16 protein-coding genes and 1 pseudogene are annotated in these 19,824 nt (G+C 44.0%); 10 read left to right on the top strand and 7 right to left on the bottom strand.

Annotated elements, in window-relative coordinates; translation table 11 throughout:
• The first annotated feature begins 17 nt into the window (after positions 1-17).
• The 3 genes from KS242_RS13660 (at position 18) to KS242_RS13650 (ending at position 3,154) form a co-directional block, all read left to right on the top strand.
• Positions 18-1,343: a GntT/GntP/DsdX family permease gene (locus KS242_RS13660; protein ID WP_217321836.1), complete on the top strand. Its 1,326-nt coding sequence runs from the start codon at positions 18-20 to the stop codon at positions 1,341-1,343.
• 156 nt (positions 1,344-1,499) lie between these two features.
• Positions 1,500-1,700, top strand: a complete 201-nt coding sequence (locus tag KS242_RS13655) for a DUF3311 domain-containing protein (RefSeq protein ID WP_077307385.1) — start codon at positions 1,500-1,502, stop codon at positions 1,698-1,700.
• A complete protein-coding gene (locus KS242_RS13650; RefSeq protein WP_217321835.1) occupies positions 1,697-3,154 on the top strand; it encodes a sodium:solute symporter family protein in 1,458 nt (485 codons plus the stop codon). Before KS242_RS13655 ends, KS242_RS13650 begins: the two co-directional genes overlap by 4 nt.
• Before the next feature lie 653 nt (positions 3,155-3,807).
• Here the strand turns inward: KS242_RS13650 and KS242_RS13645 are convergent.
• Together KS242_RS13645 and KS242_RS13640 are read right to left on the bottom strand one after the other, a co-directional pair.
• The gene (locus KS242_RS13645) at positions 3,808-4,188 is read right to left on the bottom strand and encodes a hypothetical protein (protein ID WP_217321834.1); all 381 of its coding nucleotides are present in this window, start codon (positions 4,186-4,188) and stop codon (positions 3,808-3,810) included.
• Positions 4,189-4,249: 61 nt separating this feature from the next.
• On the bottom strand, positions 4,250-7,447 hold the full coding sequence (locus KS242_RS13640) for an efflux RND transporter permease subunit (RefSeq protein WP_217321833.1): 3,198 nt from the start codon (positions 7,445-7,447) through the stop codon (positions 4,250-4,252).
• Positions 7,448-7,649: 202 nt separating this feature from the next.
• On the opposite strand from KS242_RS13640, the gene KS242_RS13635 reads away from it, so the two are divergent.
• From KS242_RS13635 to KS242_RS13615, 5 genes and pseudogenes are all read left to right on the top strand, one after another.
• A complete protein-coding gene (locus KS242_RS13635; protein WP_217321832.1) occupies positions 7,650-8,531 on the top strand; it encodes a TetR/AcrR family transcriptional regulator in 882 nt (293 codons plus the stop codon).
• Positions 8,532-8,654: 123 nt separating this feature from the next.
• Positions 8,655-8,981: pseudogene (locus tag KS242_RS13630) on the top strand (PTS sugar transporter subunit IIB); the annotation flags it as partial.
• A gap of 5 nt (positions 8,982-8,986) precedes the next feature.
• The gene (gene celB / locus KS242_RS13625) at positions 8,987-10,321 is read left to right on the top strand and encodes a PTS cellobiose transporter subunit IIC (protein ID WP_217321830.1); all 1,335 of its coding nucleotides are present in this window, start codon (positions 8,987-8,989) and stop codon (positions 10,319-10,321) included.
• A gap of 31 nt (positions 10,322-10,352) precedes the next feature.
• Positions 10,353-10,679, top strand: coding sequence for a PTS lactose/cellobiose transporter subunit IIA (locus KS242_RS13620; protein WP_217321829.1), 327 nt, complete (start codon positions 10,353-10,355; stop codon positions 10,677-10,679).
• A gap of 66 nt (positions 10,680-10,745) precedes the next feature.
• Positions 10,746-12,653 (top strand): BglG family transcription antiterminator, encoded by a 1,908-nt coding sequence (locus tag KS242_RS13615; protein ID WP_217321828.1) that lies wholly within the window; start codon positions 10,746-10,748, stop codon positions 12,651-12,653.
• 29 nt (positions 12,654-12,682) lie between these two features.
• Here the strand turns inward: KS242_RS13615 and KS242_RS13610 are convergent, their stop codons facing one another.
• Positions 12,683-12,949: a hypothetical protein gene (locus KS242_RS13610; RefSeq protein WP_217321827.1), complete on the bottom strand. Its 267-nt coding sequence runs from the start codon at positions 12,947-12,949 to the stop codon at positions 12,683-12,685.
• Between the two features lie 144 nt (positions 12,950-13,093).
• Here KS242_RS13610 and KS242_RS13605 point away from each other — a divergent pair, with 144 nt between their 5' ends.
• Positions 13,094-13,450 (top strand): nuclear transport factor 2 family protein, encoded by a 357-nt coding sequence (locus tag KS242_RS13605; RefSeq protein WP_217321826.1) that lies wholly within the window; start codon positions 13,094-13,096, stop codon positions 13,448-13,450.
• Positions 13,451-13,486: 36 nt separating this feature from the next.
• Here the strand turns inward: KS242_RS13605 and KS242_RS13600 are convergent, their stop codons facing one another.
• On the bottom strand, positions 13,487-13,975 hold the full coding sequence (locus KS242_RS13600; RefSeq protein ID WP_217321825.1) for a phenolic acid decarboxylase: 489 nt from the start codon (positions 13,973-13,975) through the stop codon (positions 13,487-13,489).
• A 13-nt stretch (positions 13,976-13,988) separates the two neighbouring features.
• Complete coding sequence (locus KS242_RS13595; protein WP_217324165.1) at positions 13,989-14,444, bottom strand: DUF3237 domain-containing protein; 456 nt, start codon at positions 14,442-14,444, stop codon at positions 13,989-13,991.
• 101 nt (positions 14,445-14,545) lie between these two features.
• On the opposite strand from KS242_RS13595, the gene KS242_RS13590 reads away from it, so the two are divergent.
• The gene (locus KS242_RS13590; RefSeq protein WP_217321824.1) at positions 14,546-15,118 is read left to right on the top strand and encodes a PadR family transcriptional regulator; all 573 of its coding nucleotides are present in this window, start codon (positions 14,546-14,548) and stop codon (positions 15,116-15,118) included.
• 292 nt (positions 15,119-15,410) lie between these two features.
• On the opposite strand, the gene KS242_RS13585 is transcribed toward KS242_RS13590, so the two are convergent.
• Complete coding sequence (locus KS242_RS13585; RefSeq protein ID WP_217321823.1) at positions 15,411-16,856, bottom strand: glycoside hydrolase family 30 protein; 1,446 nt, start codon at positions 16,854-16,856, stop codon at positions 15,411-15,413.
• A 56-nt stretch (positions 16,857-16,912) separates the two neighbouring features.
• Positions 16,913-19,564 (bottom strand): beta-glucosidase, encoded by a 2,652-nt coding sequence (locus KS242_RS13580; protein WP_254391713.1) that lies wholly within the window; start codon positions 19,562-19,564, stop codon positions 16,913-16,915.
• Positions 19,565-19,824 lie beyond the last annotated feature (260 nt).

Below are 19,824 nucleotides of genomic sequence, written 5' to 3'. Positions count from 1 at the left end.
GAAGAGGGGAAAACGAGATGGATATCTATCTTTTATCTATGACTTTATTAGCTATCATTATCGTTATTATTGGTGTTACGGTTTTCAAATGGCATGCGTTTATCAGCTTAACGGTTGCAAGTCTTTTCCTGGCCATTACGGCAGGTCTTTCATTTGATGAAATTGTAAAAGCTTATGAAACCGGAGTCGGCGGCGTGCTTGGCCACCTTGTCGGCATTCTGGCATTAGGAACAATACTTGGTAAGATGATGGCCGATTCTGGCGCTGGTAATCAAGTAGCGAATTTCTTTGTCGAGAAGTTTGGACCAAAAAGATTGCCGTGGGCTATGTTCTTAGCCGGTTTTATTATTGGAATCCCGGTCTTTTTTGAAGTAGGTATCTTAATCGTACTACCGCTGGTGATTAGTATTTATAAAACGACCAAGCAAAACATTTTGCTGATTTCTTTGCCGGTCATAGCGGGTCTTTCAATCGTGCACGGCCTTGTGCCTCCGCATCCAGGAGCGCTTGCCGCAATTAGTATTTATGAAGCAGATCTAGGCATGGTGTTATTGTATTCCCTTATTATTGCGATACCAGCTGGTATTCTTGGAGGTCCGGTATTTGCAAAATGGGTGCAAAAGCGAGTTATTCCGCAAGGCGAGCCGAATCTCATTAAAGTGACGCAGCCGGAGAGCATGCCGGGAACAGGCATTAGTTTCTTTGTTATTTTGCTGCCGGTGTTACTCATGATTTTGTCAGCGATTGGTCCGTATTTGCGGTGGCTGCCTAATTTGGCTGAAGAACTGCTCGTTTTCATTGGAAGTCCATTAGTAGCATTATTGGTTGCTGTCTTTTTCGCTTATTATCTCCTTGGCTTCCGTCAGGGAATGGACCGCGATCGATTAAAGAAAATGACAGAAGAGTGCATCTTGCCTGTCGGTTCTATCATCTTAATTATCGGAGCTGGCGGCGGATTCAAGCAAGTACTCATCGACAGTGGTGTTGGTGACACAATCGCCCAAATGTCGACGAATTTATCTCTTTCTCCAATTGTGCTAGCATTTCTTGTTGCTGGTCTGATTCGGGTCGCAACTGGATCTGCAACGGTGGCGCTGACAACAGCTGCAGGCATTGTATCGCCAATCATTACGCATATGAGCGGTGTGAATTTGGAGTTGCTAGTTATTGCAACGGGCGCAGGTTCTCTTATGTTATCTCATGTCAATGACGCCGGTTTCTGGATGGTCAAAGAATACTTGGGCTTAACGGTGAAAGAGACATTCCGCACATGGACCGTGCTGGAAACGATTCTCGCATTTGTTGCTTTTGGCGGCGTATTGATTATGGATCTCTTTGTTTAATGCATATCTAGTAAACGATACAGAGAAAATCGAATTTCGGTTTTCTCTGTTTTTTATGCCTTCATGCAGATAAGGTCTTTGCTAATTGTCGAAAGAAAGCATATGATAGCTTCATGAACTTTATAGGTTCTCATTATCTTGGAAGGTGATCACATCATGAAACGATTATATTTTCTGACGATCCTGCCTTTTGTCGGGATGTTAGGATTTCTTCCTCTCGTGAACAGAGTGGAGCCATTTGTACTGTCCATGCCGTTTGTTATGTTTTGGATTGTTTTATGGACTGTACTTACTAGTATTATTCTGGCTGTTATCTACAAGCTGGACCCACGAAATAAAGAGGATGAAGAACAATGAATAGTGCACTTATTATCATATTAGGATTTCTGCTGTTAGCTGTTTTCTTAGGCATTCGATCTACCAAAGGAAAACAGATGGACCTCGAGCAATGGACAGTCGGTGGAAGAGGGTTTAGTGCTATCTTCGTCTTCTTGCTCATGGCAGGAGAGATATATACAACGTTCTCTTTCCTTGGCGGCAGCGGCTGGGCATACGGAAAAGGAGCACCAGCATTATATGTACTAATGTATATCTGTTTGTCGTATGTTGTCTCGTACTGGCTGTTACCGGTCATTTGGCGGTATGCAAAAGAACACAAGCTGGTGTCACAGTCTGACTTTTTTGTGAAAAAATACAACAGCCCGTATCTTGGCGTGCTCGTTGCATTAGTTGGCGTTATCGGCATGATACCTGTTATCGTCGTACAGCTAAAGGGCTTAGGAATTATCGTGTCCCAAGCTTCGTACGGCGCTATTTCCATGGAAACAGCTGTATGGATTGGCGCCATCAGTTTAACGATTTACGTCATGCTTTCCGGCGTGCACGGATCAGCATGGACTGCGTTGATTAAAGATATTGTAATGGTCGTTGTTATTTGTTTTCTTGGTATCTATTTGCCGTTACATTATTTTGGCGGCTTTCAGCCAATGTTCGAAGCGGTTCACACAGCCAATCCAGACTTCCTGCGGTTCCCGGATGATGGCAACAGCGTCACTTGGGTTATTTCGACCGTCTTGCTGCTTGTTTTAGGATTTTACATGTGGCCGCAAGTATTCAGTTCGACGTACACGGCGAAAAATGCACGTGTATTCCGAAAAAACGCGATCATCAGCCCGCTGTATACACTCATGCTTTTGTTCGTCTTTTTCGTAGGAACCGCCGCCATTTTAACAGTGCCTGGATTGGAAGGAGAAGATGTGGATCTTGCCTTAATCCGGATTTCTATGGAAACCTTTGATCCTTGGGTGATTGGCGTGATAGGAGGAGCGGGTTTACTGACAGCTTTAGTACCTGGTTCTTTGCTGATTATGAGCACAGCCACATTACTAGCAAAGAACATTTATAACGTATTTGCTCCGAAATCATCACAACAAACCATCGGGAAACTAGCACGGCTGCTTGTTCCTGTTGTCAGCTTAGTCGCTGTTCTGTTCACCCTGCATGGCGGAGCAACATTGTCCAATATTATTTTAATGGGCTACAGCTTAATGACCCAGCTGGCTCCATCGTTGTTCTTTAGTCTCGGGAAAAAGAACTTCGTCAACAAGTACGGCGCAGGCGCAGGGATTCTTGCTGGATTAGCTACGGTCGCATATATTACGCTGACGCATACTACACTAGTGGATTTATTCCCATTCTTGTCAGGAGCATGGAATGATGTAAATACGGGGATTATTGCGTTGGTAGTGAATCTCGTGGTGATGACTGTTGTGAGTTTGCTAACAGCGAAAAGGAATCAGGAAAAAGAATAAATAAGTGTGAAGCACTTGATTTAAAATGCCTCATTAGAAAGCGTGGCTGAGACATAACTGTTTAAGATATATAAAAATTCAAGCAATACTGCAATTAAATGCAGCATTGTTTGGATTTTTTGCATTGGGAATTTAGTTGAGAGCATCGCTTCGGAAATACACTACGCTTTCCTGCGGGCGGCTGGGGAGCCTCCTTGTGCAAAATACGCACTGCGGGGGTCTCCCCTAGCCTTCCTCCCGCGGGAGTCTCCGTGTATTTCCTACGCTGATTTTTGTTATAGAAGTCTTCACTCGTGTAGATAGAATACGTAGACTCCTCGAAAATAAGAAGCAATTTTCTTGTCGGCGTCTACTTCAAATGCCATTCTTGTCCGACGATAACAGCTAGATTCGGAGAGCAACAGCCGTTAGAGGGCTGCATTAAAAAGTATGGATCTAGTCATCGTTCGCTTTTAGGATGAATTAATCTAGTTTTGTCCCAACCTATTCTTTAAGGCCAGGTGAAAGTGCAAAGGAGAAGTCAGACGAAGCGCTCTTGCACAATGCGCAGCATTTCCTCTTGTATGAGTGTTTCTCTTAACGTCAGTACAATACGGCCATCGACCGAAGCGTTACCTAGAATGTCATTTTCATATGTTAGATGTATGGCAAGATTATCTTTTGAAAAAGGTGTACAAAGAGTTGCCATTTTGAATCCCGAGATACCGTTCAACGGCCATCTTTCCAACCATGTTTCCCCACCATGCTTGGAAAGTTTCCAAACAGCTGTTAAAGCTATCTTCATCATAAAAGAGTGCTTGAAAATCTTCTTTATGATTGTACATATGTATGGAGGGGATAGGTGATAGAAGTGTTTCGTTCCATAGCTGTTTTAGCATCGGCATGAGTACTTTTGGTTCTTGTACTTTCCATGGGTTATTTGGAACTTGTGGAAATGAGTGTCTTTCTTGCTTGGCATAATTATGGACAAACTGCAGGAAATTAAGGGAGTCAGGTGCATCTGTATACAAAATACGATCTTTCTTCTTTTTCATTATCCTTACCTCCATATAAAGGAAAAGCCTGCAGTGATGCACTGCAGGCCTTTCTGTTTAGTTATTCATCTTTTTTTGCCTGTTTTCTTTCCTTGCGGCGCTGTCTTTCTGCTTTATGATGCTCTTGCAGGCTGAAGCGTGTTGTCATTTCGTACACGATTGGCACGATAACAAGTGTCAGCAAGGTAGAACTGATGAGACCGCCGATAACGGTAATACCTAGTCCTTTGGAAATAAGAACCGAACCGCCGCCTTCAAATCCGAAGGCAAGTGGTGCTAGTGCACCGATTGTTGCGATGGCTGTCATCAGGATAGGACGAAGGCGTGTAACACCGGCTTCGAGAATTGCTTCCCGAGTCGTGAGGCCTTCTTTTTCCTTATGAATAATCCGGTCAACGAGCACAATTGCGTTTGTAACAACGATACCAATCAGCATCAACACACCAATTAGGGAAGAAACGCTGATAGTTTCGCCGCCGATAAATAATCCTACTAGTGCTCCAATAACCGTAAACGGTAAGGAGAACAGAATTGCTAACGGTGCAAGTGCTCCGCCGAATGTCAGCACAAGAACAAAGTACACAATCGCAATGGCTGCTAGAATAGCAAGGCCAAGCTGTTTGAATGATTCGGCAATCTGCTCAGATGTTCCGCCTTGATCGATGCTGACGCCATCTGGCAGTTCCAATTCATCAATATCTGCTTGCAGTGCTGCAGTAGCGGATGCCACATCGCTGCTCTTAATATCGGCAGATACCGTACCATAAAGTTTTTCATCACGGCGCTGCAATGTATTTGGAGACTGGCCGTCTTCAATTTCTGCAATTTCGTTCAAAGCAACTTCCGTACCTAGGGAAGTCTGGATGGTTGTGTTCTCTAGGTCTTCTCTATTTTCAAATGACTCGTTCGCTACTTGGACATAAACATCCAATGATTCGCCATCTTCATTTTGAATGGTTGCAAGTGATGGCTGACTGCCAATATTGGTAAGCTGGCCGGTAACTTGAGCTGCTGTCAGACCAAGTGTTGCCAGTTCTTCCTGATTGGCTACAATTGTATATTTATCATATTGTTCGGAAGCATCCGAATCGACATTCGTTAAGTCGTCATTGTTCTCCATAACGTCCATGATCTGCTGTGATGCAGTTTGGATATCTTCGACACTATCACCATACACGTAGTACTGCGCGCTGCTGCCGCCAGTACCTGTCATGTCGATTGATCCCCACTCGCCCTGATCTGTCATTCCTTGCAGCTCTTCAACAACTGCTTCTGTCTCTGCTTGGATATCCTCAAAGTCATCTTCATACCCCAAGTAGAAGAGCGCAGAGTCACCAGCTGACATTGCCATTGGATTTCCGCCGCTGCTAATTGTATATTGAAGTGTTTCTACTCCTTCGCGATCAAGCAGCATGTCTTCGGCTTCCGCTGTGATTGCCTGAATATCCTCGCGTGTTTGGCCTGGTTCTGGAGAATACGATGCTACTACCATCTTCTCACCAGTACTTGGCAGGAAGCTGACACCGATGACTGGGGCTAAGAACAAGCTGCCGACTAGTAAAACAACTGCAATAGCAGATGTAATAATCTTATGTGTTAACGTCCAGTTCAGGATTCGCTTGTAGAAGTTCGCCAGTTTACTAGGTTTTTCTTCTTTGTGCTGGTACGTTTTCGCTTCTTCAGCTGTAATACCGCGATCCAAACGTTTGCGGAACAGCGTATGAGCGACCATTGGTACAACGGTAATGGCAACAAGTAAGGATGCCAATAGTGAAAATACAACTGCCAATGCAAACGGCAGGAACAATTCTCCGATTTGTCCTTCTACCAACCCAAGCGGCAGGAATACGGCTACTGTAACAACAGTAGAGGAAAGAATCGGGATGAACATCTCGCGTGTTGCATCGATAATTAATTCCTTTCCGCGCAGTTTTTCATCTGCTAAGGACATACGTCGGTAAATATTCTCCACTACAACAATGGAGTCATCAATTACCCGTCCAATCGCCACTGTAATGGCACCTAATGTCATGATATTCAAGCTGATATCCATTGCAAAGAGGAAGATTAATCCGATTAAAATCGATAGTGGAATCGAAATGACGGAAATAATCGTAGAACGGATATTGCGCAAGAACAAGAGAATAATGATAATGGCAAAGATAGCTCCAAAGAGGGCTTTGTTCACCATTGTATGGACAGAGTCCTCAATCGGTTTTCCTTGGTCCATCGTTAATGTGATGCTCAATCCATCATAATCTTCTTCAAATTGCTTGATTTGATCTTTTACAGCATTTACAACTTCTACTGTGTTGGCGTTTGGATCTTTTGTAATGTCAATCCCGATGGAATCTTCTCCGTTAGTACGAGAGATGGATTCCACTTCGCCAACTACTTCCACTTCTGCAATATCTTGCAGCTGAACAGTTGGAAGTTCAGTCGGTGCTTGTGCAGCTTGTGCAGCTGCGGCTGCTTGCCCGCCTTGTGCACCCGCTGCTTGCTGTGCGCTTGCCGCGCCAGTTAACGGGATTTCTAGGTTGCGCAAATCGTCTAGATTAATAATGTTTCCATCAACAGCGACGTTCTTTTCACTGTCTCCAAATTGGTACAGTCCAAGCGGATAAGAGTCACTGCTGTTTTGAATAATTTGGCCGACTGTATCCTGTGTTAAACCGTTCTCAGCTAGTGCATCTTCATCGTACGTAATCTGTACTTCCTGCACTTGCTGTCCGGAGATTCCTACAGAACCGACGCCTTCAATGCCTTCTAGTGCAGGCTGTAAGTCTCTTTCAACTGTTTGTGTCAATTCTTCAATGCTTTGATTGCTGTTGGAAGCACTTAACGTAATAACTGGGAAAGCGTCAAAGCTCATCTGTGATGCTGCTGGTTCTTCTGCATCATCTGGAAGCTGCACTTTTTCCAGTGCGTCCTTAAGTTCTGTTTCTGCTTCATCCAAGTCTTTCGAGTACGCGTACTCTAATTGAATAGTGGAAGCGTTTTGCATGGATGTGGAGCTTAAGTTCTCTACACCATCCAAGCTTTGTACCGCCTGTTCAAGCGGCTCTGTTACATTTTCCAATACTTCTTCTGGCGGTGCGCCAGGATATGTAGTGGTTACAGAGAGTACCGGAACACTGATATCAGGCAGTGTTTCCAATTTCATATTCGTGCCGGCATAGATACCCGTCACGACAACCATAATGGTCAGCAACCATACGGCAACTTTGTTTTTTAACGAAAAGTTGATAAACTTTCTCACGGTTCAGCTCCTCTATTCCCTATTTGACCGACTGGTCATTCTTCCTCTATACTATAGTAGTATCACCCAGTTAATGCAACAATTATAACAGGTTTATAATAAAGATTAATAGCTTATTTCATGCTATTATCATAGACTTAATGAAATGTTTATGAACTTTTAATACATCATGACCGACTGGTCAGTCGAAAGGGACAGCAATATGCAGGAGAAAAAAATAATCATCATTGAACGTGCAACCGAGATTATTGCTAAAAAAGGGTATCATGCTGCCAGCATTCAAGAAATTGCGGAGGCAAGCAAACTTTCTAAAGGTGCTTTTTATTCTTACTTTAAATCAAAGGACGAATTGCTGGCAGAGATTGTTCGGTATCATTTTCGTTTAATTTCCGAGGAAATTGAAAAAGTAGATGAGCAAGTTATGCACAATAGCCGTGATAAAGCAAAATTGAAGCTTGCTACGATTATGCGGGAAATGGTCAAACGGGGAAATTTTATTGTCATGCAGCGGCATGAGATTGATTCAGATATAGGAAAAGAAATGGAGCTGTTTTTCCTTGAAGTGAGGGAGACGGGCAGACGGAAGACTGAATTAGATTTATTAGATGTGTATGGGGATGCAAGTAAGCCTTATTTAAAAGACTTGCGAATTCTATTGGAAGGCATGCTGTATCAGTTTATTGGCGATATGCTGCTTGACGGACTGCTGCTTGATTTGGATCGGACGGCAGCGTACATCCTGGAACGAATGGATGATATGGTGGCTGGTTTGCTGAAGCGGAAGTCAGAACCGCTAGTCACGGAAGATACACCTGTTGCATCCTCAGTTTTTGAGAAAGAGTTAAGAGAACAAGAAGTCATGCAAGTGCTGCACCGGATGCAAGCTGTCATCTTGAAGCTCGGTCCTGAACATAGTGAATTAGAAGAACTCCAAGGGGTAGTGGAGTTAATTCAAGAAGAGATGCGAGGAAAGGAACCTAAGAAGCTGCTTATTCAAGGGTTACTCGCTAACTTTAAAGGAATTAGTGAATTAGAAAGCTTGCGTACAGAATTAGCACAATTATTGGATATAAAAGTATTATAGGAGAACACCGGCTGCGAAAACTGCATGCTGGTGTTTTGTATTTAAATATGTTTCCGTTGCGAAACGGCAAAAGACTAGCAGGAAATGTAAACGCTTTCATCGTATAGTAAAAGCAAGAACAAAAAGGGGGATAACGAAATGAATATTTTACTTGTTTGCGCCGCTGGCATGTCTACTAGTCTGCTTGTCTCCAAAATGCAGAAAGCTGCAGAAGCTGAAGCAAAAGGTTACCACATTCAAGCTGTATCCGCTGATCAGGCGAAAAAACATATTGACCAAGCAGATGTGTTGCTGCTTGGACCGCAAATCCGCTATATGCTGCCACAAATGAAAAAGGCAGGCGCAGAACGCGGGATTCCAGTGGAGGTCATCAACAGTGTAGATTATGGAACTGGTAATGGACAGAATGTGCTGCATCATGCTGAGTCGCTTGTTGCGAAGAAGGGGTGAAGAGCATGAGCAAATTCAATGACTTTCTTGAAATGAAAGTGATGCCGTTTGCCGGCCGACTGGCTGCACAGCGGCATCTCGTGGCACTGCGCGATGGTATTATCCTGACAATGCCATTAATAATTGTTGGCTCCTTATTCCTTATTCTTGGAAACCTTCCTATTCCGGGGTATGCCGATTTTATGGCGAATATTTTCGGTGACTCATGGAACACGAAGCTGCAATATCCGGTAAATGTTACCTTTGATGTGATGGCGATTTTTGCTTGTTTTGGTATCGCGTACAGACTGGCGCAAGCTTATGAATCAGATGGCGTAGATCCCTTATCTTCTGGTGCCATCGCTTTGGCTGCCTTTTTGCTGGCAACGCCATTTAGCCCATTCGAAGTAGATGGTGCTGCAGCTAACTTCGTGCCGGTGTCCTTGCTCGGAAGCGGCGGACTATTTGTCGGTATGCTGGTAGCCATGCTTGCGACAGAAGTATATCGCTTTATTGTGAAACGAAATATCGTTATCCGTATGCCAGACGGTGTGCCGCCAGCGGTATCTCGGTCATTCATAGCACTTATTCCTGGATTTGCTGTTATCATCCTTGTTTGGCTGATTCGATTGCTAATTGAAGCGACATCATTTGGCGATATCCATAATTTGATTGCAACGGTAATTGGATCGCCGCTTACATTAGTTGGTTCATCCTTTATCGGGAGTTTTATTGCAGAGTTGATGATTGTGCTGCTTTGGGTTTGCGGTCTTCATGGTGCGAATATTGTAGGTGGTATTATGTCGCCAATCTGGCTGAAAGCAACTGCTGAAAACGCAGCAGCTTTTGCAGCAGGCCAAGAGTTGCCGCATATATTCACTGCCCAATTCTTTGAAGTATTCATTCATGTCGGCGGTTCAGGTTCAACAATCGGATTAGTTTTGATTATGATTTGGCGAGCGAAGCTGAAGCAAAATAAACAACTTAGTAAACTTGCGACTGGTCCGGCAATTTTCAATATCAATGAACCAATCATTTTCGGATTGCCGATTGTACTGAATCCGCTCATGATTATCCCATTTATTACCGTACCGCTCATTATGGTTATCACAACATATATTGGCATGAGTACCGGACTCGTAGCAAAACCTGCAGGTATCGTTGTTCCGTGGACGATGCCGCCATTAATATCGGGATATTTGGCAACGGGCGGAAAGATTTCAGGGGCTGTTCTGCAGCTGATTAACTTGGTGATTGCCATGGCGGTTTATTACCCTTTCTTCCGTGTTTTGGAGAAAAATCAAATCAAGGAAGAGGAAGCGAGACAACGTGAACTGGCTGCAACGAAAACAGACGAGTAAACAATCCATATAGCAGCCAAAGGAGGCAGCGATGAATATAGAAGAGAAAGCATTTCAGTTAATTTTACATGGCGGTGATGGCCGCAGTTATGCAATGGAAGCTATGACGCTGGCAAGGCAGCAGAAGATTGAAGATGCAAAGCAGAAAATTCAGCAAAGCAAAGAAGCAATCAATGAGGCACATCATATTCAAACAGAACTTATCACCGCAGAAGCAGGCGGACAGCAATCACAGGTAAGTCTTTTGATGGTGCATGCGCAGGATCATCTGATGAATGCCATGACGGTCAGAGAAATGGCAGAAGAAATCATTCATCTGCACGAAGCATTAGCAAAACAAGCTGCAGCTCGCGATTAAGGAAGTTTTAAAGGCGGTCAACTGATCGCCTTTTTTGCATAGCATGTGAATATGGAGGTGTGGCTTATGCTGCAGCCAAGGCTTTTAGATGTAGTAACATTCCTAGCTTCTGAAGCAAGCATAAAAACAGCGGAAGAACTAGCAAAAAAATTAGCAGTCTCGGAACGGACAATTCGCTCCGATATAAAGGTGCTGCAGCAGGAGCTTGCTGAGGAGATTGCGGTCATCGCTTCAATTAGAGGACAAGGTTATAAGCTGATTGTTGCGGACGAAAAGCGATTTCAGCAGTACTTGCAGAAAGAAATTCAAGAAAGGCAGAAGCGTCTGTATACAAGAGTGGAGACACCAGCGGAAAGAGTCAACCATCTGCTGCAGCTGTTGCTCTTGTCTGACAGTTATCAGAAGATGGAAGACTTGGCACACGCAGTATTTGTTAGTTTTCCGACAGTGCAAAATGATCTCAAACAAGTGAGGAATCTGCTGCAGAAGGCGGGGCTGGATTTAGAAAAAAGACCGAAGTACGGTATTCGAATTAAAGGAACAGAGACGGAGAAGCGCTATTTTTTGTCGGCATTCTTTTCCCATCAGTCAGGGTGGCAAAATGGTTACAATTTGCCCGATACGATAATATCAGAAAGTGAGATTCAAGCTGTCCATCACATCGTGCACCGTTTTGTGAACGATAAGCAACTCGCGTTGTCTGATGTGGCGGTTCAAAACTTGGTGACACATATTGCGATTGCTTGTAGAAGGATCAGAGATGAACAATATGTAGAGCTTGCTCCTGATGAGATGCAGGATATGATCCAGCAGCCGGCGTTTCGGGAAGCGGCGCAACTCACTGCTGCACTGGAGGCAGAACTGCATCTGTTTTTTCCGCAAGTAGAAGTGGCGTATATGGCAATTCATTTGATGGGTACAAAATACGGGGTACAAGGGAAAATGCAGACGTATATGGGAATGTCGGATTTAGCAGCAGCAATTGTAGCCAGAATACATGAGAAGACGAAGCTGGACCTTCGTCATGATCTGGAATTGCTTCATGGCTTGGCGGTGCATCTCAAGCCGGCTATTCATCGGCATTTGTATGATATGAATGTTCGGAATCCTTTATTGGAAGACATTAAGCAGCATTATCCACTTGCATTTGAAGCGGCAGTCATCGGGGCGTGTGCAGTGGAGGAGGAAATGGGGATTCAGCTGGCAGTAGAGGAGATTGGCTACCTGGCGCTGCACATTGGCGCGGCTTTGGAGAGAGTGCAGCAAAAGATACGGAAAACAAAATGTTTACTGGTTTGTGCCACGGGACATGGCAGCGCGCAGTTGCTGCGTTATAAATTACAATCTCTTTTTCCAGATAAATTAGAAATCGTTGATACGATTGAATACTACCGATTAATCTCGAACAAGAGCTGGGACGCAGATGTGGTAATCAGCACTGTACCGGTGGAGACGGATGTTTCGCCATTGCCAGTTATCCAAGTGCCAGTCATCTTGGATACGCAAGCAATTGAGAAGTTAAAAGCCTTTTTTAAATCCGGACAAGAAATACGCTATATTCAGCCGGCTTACGTACGTCTTCAGCAGGAATATACGTGTAAGGAAGAAGTGCTTGCGCAGATGGCGGAAATGCTACGTTTGGATGGGAAGGTAGGAGAAGGTTTTCTTCAAGCCGTGTACGAAAGAGAGAAAGTGGCGCCGACTAGTTTTGGCAACTTGGTAGCTGTTCCGCATCCAATGGAAGCGCAAGTGGAGGAAACGTTGTGGGTCGTTTGCACCTTGAAAAAACCCATCGACTGGTCCGGCAAGCCGGTGCGATTTGTCTGTCTGTTATGCATTCAAAAAGATAGCGAAGAAGATTTTACCAGTATGTATCAGCAGCTTGTTCGAATTATCGAGCATCCTGATCATGTACAGCGTTTGCTGGAGGCAAACACTTATGAAGCATTTCATCATACCCTTGTCTCTATCTAAAAAGACAACTGTCAGATCGGACAGCTGTCTTAGTTAGGAGAGGGCTTTACTTGCCCTTTTTGGCGAGCAAGCTTCATGTTTGCCCGTTTCGCCATTTTATAAGCATCATAAATATTGTAAATCCAAAAAATGAAAAAGGTAAACAACCCGACCACAAACCACATCAAGAACAAATTTAGCAGATTGACTAGAACAAAGATTGTACCTTTCAGATGCTGCTGATTATAAAACTGACCTAGGCCAGTAAATAGAAAGCTCAACACAGCCGCTATGAGCGGCGTTCTTTTGAATTCCATTTTGGTCACCTCATCTTTTTAATACTGTACCAGTTTTCATAACTGTATACAAATGAGATTTCTGCGTCTTTTTTGGATTATTTTGAAACCCTTTTCATAGATTAGACGTAAGCGTATTATTGTAGGAAAGGAAGGGGCAGAAATATGGATGAACAGCTGCAAGTAAGAGAAACAATTCTTAAAATGGAACAATTGCTGCTAGCAGATGAAACAAGATTATCTGCCGAAGCGATTAGCAATCTATTAACGGATGATTTCCTGGAGCACGGCTCGTCCGGCCGCAGTGTCACGAAGCAGGACCTCGTAGCAGACGGATTGGATTCTGTTCAGCTCGCTATTAAAGATTTTAATGTGCGCGTCTTATCTGAGGATACTGTATTAGCAACATTCCGGACGTACGACACAGCTTCGGGTCATGAACAGCTGCGCAGCTCCATTTGGCGTTATCAGCCAGGAGGCTGGCGGATGCTCTTCCATCAAGGAACACCAGCAAAAACATAAAAGGCGGCTGCAATTTAGCAGCCCGCCTTTTTTACTTTATTGTAATTTCCCAGCACGAATGTCGTCCGTCATACCTGGGTAAGGTGCTTCAGCTACAATTTTCTCATTGTTTACACCAGCTTGATGATGATAAGTAATATCCGCGAATTCCGGTACGACATGTTTCGGATACGTTTCATATTTCTCCCGGGATTCATGCATCAGGTCAATGTGGTCGTTTTGATAGCAGACCGTGATCTCCGGATGTTCATGGACCCATTTAGGGAAGAAGATGATACCATGCATTCTTTTCTCGTTTGGCATGAAATTTAATGATACATCTGTGCCAGTAGGTTCTGTCCAAGAAACTTTGTAGACGCCTTCTGTTAGTTTAACCAGATCAACTTTCTGATCTTTTACCCAGCGTCCGCCAACCATGCCGCTATGAATTCGATAATCAATCGTATCTTCATTTTTAATATACATTTCATATTCCCAGCCGTTTTCATACGTATAAATCATGTGACTGCCAACAAATTCTTGCATGTTTAACTCCTCCTCAATTAACTTGATAGACTTCTAGTAATACTTGATTTTCCAGTCGCGTTGCCGCTCCGATAAAGATTTTGTCCATCAGCCAGCTGTATGTTTCACTGCTCGTTTCAAAAACAGGGACCGTCCGGAAATACACATGCTCCGGCGGGATGATTTCTCCTTGGGCAGCGCGCTTGCGATAGCTAGCGTCAACTTGGCGGATACCGTTATTTTCTAAATAAATAACGTCACCATCTTCTGTTTCAATCAGATAGCGAGCAGATAAATCTGTCCGTCCGTTCGGTCGAATGATTTGCGAGTCGGCACCGCCAGGCAAAATACGTCCTGCAATCTTTCCCGTAACTGTCCCGGATTCAATGGGAATTAACCGACGTAATCCAAGACCTGTTTGGCCAGCACTGACTGGTTTGGCTACATCAATAGTGAGTGTCGCGATTTTCTCTAAATCAGGATTCATGATGTACATCCCCTTAATAGTGTAAGTTTAAACATGTAACTATTTACATGTTAAGCGTAACGCTGTGTTATACTACTGTCAAATCATCAAGAAGGAGATCGTGTATGCGTGTATTAAAATTTGCGATTCTAGGATTGTTGGAACAAGAGAAAATGACTGGCTACGATATCGCAGCAGCTTTTAAGGGAGCACTCGGGCAATTTTGGAGTGCCAAACACAGCCAGATTTATCCGGAATTAAAGAAATTAGCAGCGGAAGAACTAATTGAATTTGAAACAGTAATTCAAGGGGAAAAGCTAGAAAAGAAACTGTATAGGTTAACAAGCAAAGGAATCAGAGAATTAATGGATTGGATCCAGCGGGTAGAAGCAGTCAATGTCTCCAATAAAGATGAATTTATGCTAAAAACATACTTTATCGCAGCCATGGACAAGCAAGAAGCAGAGCAGTTATTTTCCAACCAATTAAACAGCCGACAGCACAAATTAAGCGAACTGGAGCACATCCTAACAGAACTAGAAACAAAACAAAAAACCCCCATCCAATTTTCTTCTCCCGAATTTGGCCATTATTTAGTACTTACCAGAGCCATTGAACGAGAAAAAGGGTATATACAATGGCTGAAGCGGAGTTTAGCGTTGATGGGAGAGGACAGAGACGGAGGTAATATCGTTTAGCTTTATAGAGATTCGAATAATACTGCACTAGTTGAGATCTTTTCACTTAAGTAACCTTCTCACTGACTGTACAGCAGCAAAGGGCACCGCATTCTGCCTGTGCGCTTAGTTGGTTCCACGTAACTAAAATAAGCGCAGGAAATACACGGAGACTCCCGCGGGAAAAAGGCCTAGGTGAGACCCTGCGTGCTTTAGCACGAAGAGGCTCACCAGCCGCCCGCAGGAAAGCGGAGTGTATTTCCGAAGCGGTGCTCTCTTCCCGCAGCTTCGAAGGTGATCCGCTTGTGTATTTCTACTTAGTTTCAGACGCTTTCCAAGTAATTGTAACTGCTGATTGAGGGGGAAGCGTGTAGGCCAAGTAATGCGCTCCTTCCGCTAGTTGAAACTTCTCCGATTTATTGCTAGTGTTCGCTGCTAACAATATGATCTCTTCTGCTTCTTTATCGTAGAAAGCAACTGTATGTATGTTCGGCAGCTGGGTGCTGCTAATACGTACAGCGCCAGGCTGAACAAACTTACTAAGATGGCCGAGTGCGTAATACTCTACATTTTTCGTAATAGCTCCAGTTTGGCTGTTAACAGTTATAACGCCGCGGCAATTGGAACATCCGCCATTTGCAGGGCCGTTCTTTTCATCCAGCGCCATATTCCACATTAACACCGTTTTGGACCAATTCCTCGTTGCGCCAATGATCACTTCTTCCATAAGCCAGCTTAAGTTGTTGCCAAAGTCCGTACTCCACGCACCACCGCTGCATTCGGTAAAGTAAATTCCTTTTTCCGGATACAGCTGATGCACGTCGCTTCCGGTTTCAGCGTCACCCTCATAGCAGTGAAACGCAGTTCCAGCTGTGTATGCAGAAGCGCCGTTCAATACGGTCTCTGCATACGATTTACCTTTGTCCCAATTATGGTCATAAGCCAGTATTGACGTATCTAATCCAGCATTCTGCAAAGCTGGTCCAAGATAGTTTTGGATAAAGTGACGCTGTTCAGCTGCATTCATCGTCATACTTGGGTAAGCATCTGTAGAAAATAAAGGCTCGTTCTGCACAGATAAAAAGTCGATGGGAAGTCCTTTTTGCTTGTAAGCTTTCAAATACCGAACGAAGTAGTCAGCATAAATTTTATAGGTGTTTTGGTTCGTATAATCCAGATAGGAGCCGTTCCAAGTCTGCTCGCCGTATTTCAGCCATGGCGGTGCCGTCCATGGTGTGCCCATAATTTGCAGACTTGGATTATGCTGTTTTGCTTTTTGCAGCATAGTGATAACTGTTTGATCTCGCGCAGTCGAGAAATAACGCAGCGGTTCTTCTGGCGGACCTTGCTGATCGGCGTATGTATAGGTTGCTGGATTTCCGTTAGCATCGACGCTATAATCTGACGCGCCAATTGTATGACGAAGAAAAGATAACTTAATGCCTTTTTCTGTGAACAAATCAGCGAAGAGTGCATCACGTGCTTTACCAGAAAGCTTGTCTGAAAGCAGATATGCGCTTGAGCCGGACATGGCGGCGCCGAAGCCTTCCATCTGCTGATACGTTTTCTGCTTGTCGATTGCTATTGTTTGTATGTGCTGCTGTTTATCTTGTAAAAGCTTGTCGGCCTGTTTTTCCAGAAGATGCCGTTCATCCCCGGTTGTGAGCCAGCTGTGCGCTGCGGGAGGCGTATTTTCTAAACGAAATAGCAGCAGGAATACACAGAGTGCAAGCAAGATAAATAATAGAAGTTTATTCATCTGTATCTCCTTTACAAAAACATCCTGCAGGTAATCTGCAGGATGTTTTCAATGTGTTATGGCAGCGTAATCGTGCTTTCGAGACGAATGTCTTGGGACGAGCTGCCAACATAAATTGGCACCTCACCAGAAGGCATTACCCATTCATTCTGTTCCTCATCATAATAAGAGAAAGCTTTTGGATCAAGCTTGATTTTTATAGGCTGCTGTTTACCGGCTTTCAGTTCTACTTTTTCGAAACCAGCTAGTTGTTTTTCTGGCGTTTCGACAGCGTTAGTTGGTAATTGTCCAGCGTATACTTGGACAACTTCAGCGCCTTGTACATCTCCTGTGTTGCGAAGATGAAGTTTTACTTCAATCGATGTATCGCCTTTTTTCTGTTTTACTTTGCTATGAAGATTTTTGTATTTAAAGTCTGTATAAGACAGCCCGTATCCGAATGGATATGCGACTTGCAGATTTTGTTTATCATAGCCGCGATAGCCGACGAATACACCTTCTGAGTAGCTGTTCACACCATTTGTACCAGGGAATTGGCTTGCAGCATTTGTAGGTGTTGTATCTTCATCTACCGGGAATGTGACTGGCAGTTTACCAGAAGGGTTCACTTGTCCAAAGAGTACATCAGCAATAGCATTCCCTTGTTCTTGACCAGGATACCATGCTTGAACTATTGCTTTTACGTTTTTCTCCCAATCGCCCATTTCAATGGCGATGCCGCTTTCGTTTACAACGATTGTGTTTGGATTTACTTTTGCCACTTCTTTTATGAGCTGCTGCTGGTTGTTTGGCAGTTCCATATCAGAGCGGTCTGTATAACCTTCACTATCATACGTGCGAGTTACGATGACAGCTTTGTCAGCTTTCTTCGCTGCTGTTACTGCTTCTTTAATCTGTGCATCTACAGCACCATCGGCAGGTTCCCAGCCAAATCGTACTTGTCCGCCGTAATCACGGCCGCCTTCTTTCGGGTAATCTGTTTGGTATTCAATCTTAATGTCGTGCTGTTCACCTTTTTTCAAATCGACTTCAACAGTTTTCGTGCCAAGCGTTTCACCAGCATTTTGGATGATAAGCTCGCCATCAAGGTAAAGTTTGCTTGTCCCAAAGCTAGTAGTGGAAAGGTTATACGTGCCGTCAGCTGGCGCCTCGATTACACCTGTCCAGCGGGCAGACATCATGCCGTTTAAGTTTGTCGGCAGTTTTTCCAGTTTCGTTGATTGTGCGTTAAAGCCTTCGTAGTTATAGAAACCAAGATTCATATTCACTTGTCGGTCGGTCCGTTCATGTGACGGATTGCCTTCGAAGTTTGTATTGGTCCAATATTCCGCTTTCATTCCATTTTGCTCGGCATCTGCAGATGGATGAAGCAAGGAAGATGGAACAGCGTCTGGTCCTGGCATGACATCTCCAGCACTAATTGGATCGGTACCAGCTGTGTAGCTGATCTTTGTATCATCTGTCGCATGATTTTTAATCCCTTCAAGCGGGCTTACTGTATACATCGGGTTAACGAGAGAGCTTCCGCCGCCTGCAGCAGAGGCATTATCTGCATCTGGACCGATAACAGCAATAGAATTTGTATTATCTTCAATAGGTAAGGCATTCTTTTCGTTTTTCAATAGGACCATACTGTCAGCGGCAATTTCACGAGCAATTTGGCCATGTGCAGCTGTATCGATTTGCTGGTTTTGTGTTTGGTTGTCAAACAGTCCTTTATCGAACATTTGATACAGCAAGCGGAAAGCACTCGTATTGATGGTATCTTCACTAACACGGCCATCGTTTACCGCTTGGAGAAGCTGCTCTCCCCATTTTCCATAAGGCTCTCCTGGTGTTTCAAGATCCATGCCAGCTTGGATGGATTTTACGGTGCTCAAGTTGGCGCCGTAATCACTCATGACAAAGCCGTTGAAGTCAAGCTGATCGCGAAGCAGGTCTGTCATCAGCTCTTTGTTGTCACAAGCTGCTACCGTATTCACTTTATTGAAAGCACACATCACACTGCTTAGCTTTCCGTCTTCTATTGCAGCTCCGAACGGGCGAGCATAAATTTCGTTGATGGCTCGTTCGCTTGCTTGTGAGTCATTGGTGAATCGAAGTGTTTCTTGGTTGTTCAGTAAATAATGTTTGGCTGTTGCCATAACATGATTATCTTGTATTCCATTTATGTAAGGCACGGCTATACGAGATTGCAGGACTGGATCTTCTCCAAGAGATTCGAAGTTGCGGGAACCAAAAGCGTTACGCGCAATATCCAAGCCAGGTCCTAGCAAGACATTATGAGTTGTGTTAAAAGCTTCGCTGCCGAGCACATCCCCATAAGCCTCTGCTGCCTCGGTATCCCATGATGCAGCCAGTGCAATGGGAGCAGGCATTGCAGTAGATTGTTTGTTTTGAATATCCGGATTGGCAATTCTGACACCGGCAGGACCGTCTGCCATTTTCAATGCAGGGATATCGTATTTCTCCATAGCTTTGTTATAGAAGCCATAATAATTGTTTACGTTTCCTGTAATCAAATCTACCTTGTCCTTCAATGACATGGCATCTAATAACAGATTTGTTCGTTTTGTTGGGGATGCGTTCTCATCCATCCAAGGTTTTGCTGATGTATCAGCTGCGAATGCTTGGAATGGAAGAACAAGCAAACCCGCTAAGAGTACAGCAATAAATCCAATAATAGGTAAGCGTCTAAAACGATGCAAAATAATACCACTCCTTAAGTTATAAATGCTGACAGACGTGGCGGCGTCTGTGCCTCGTTTAATGCTACGGAATCGGGCACTATAAGGAAATAAGCGAAACTGTTTGTTTCACTTTCCGTAATTTGAGCGACTTATACACTAGGGAAAGGAGAAATCTTCTATATATACAGTACGTGCTGCCGATGTTTGTCATCTCCCTGTAATGGCAATATATTCTTTCCAGCACAATAGCCTACCTATTGGATAAAAGTGGACAGATT

Origin of the sequence: Terribacillus sp. DMT04 (assembly GCF_019056395.1) — a bacterium.
In the GTDB taxonomy this organism is placed as follows: domain Bacteria; phylum Bacillota; class Bacilli; order Bacillales; family Amphibacillaceae; genus Terribacillus; species Terribacillus aidingensis_A.
This window is presented reverse-complemented; position numbering and strand designations above follow the sequence as displayed.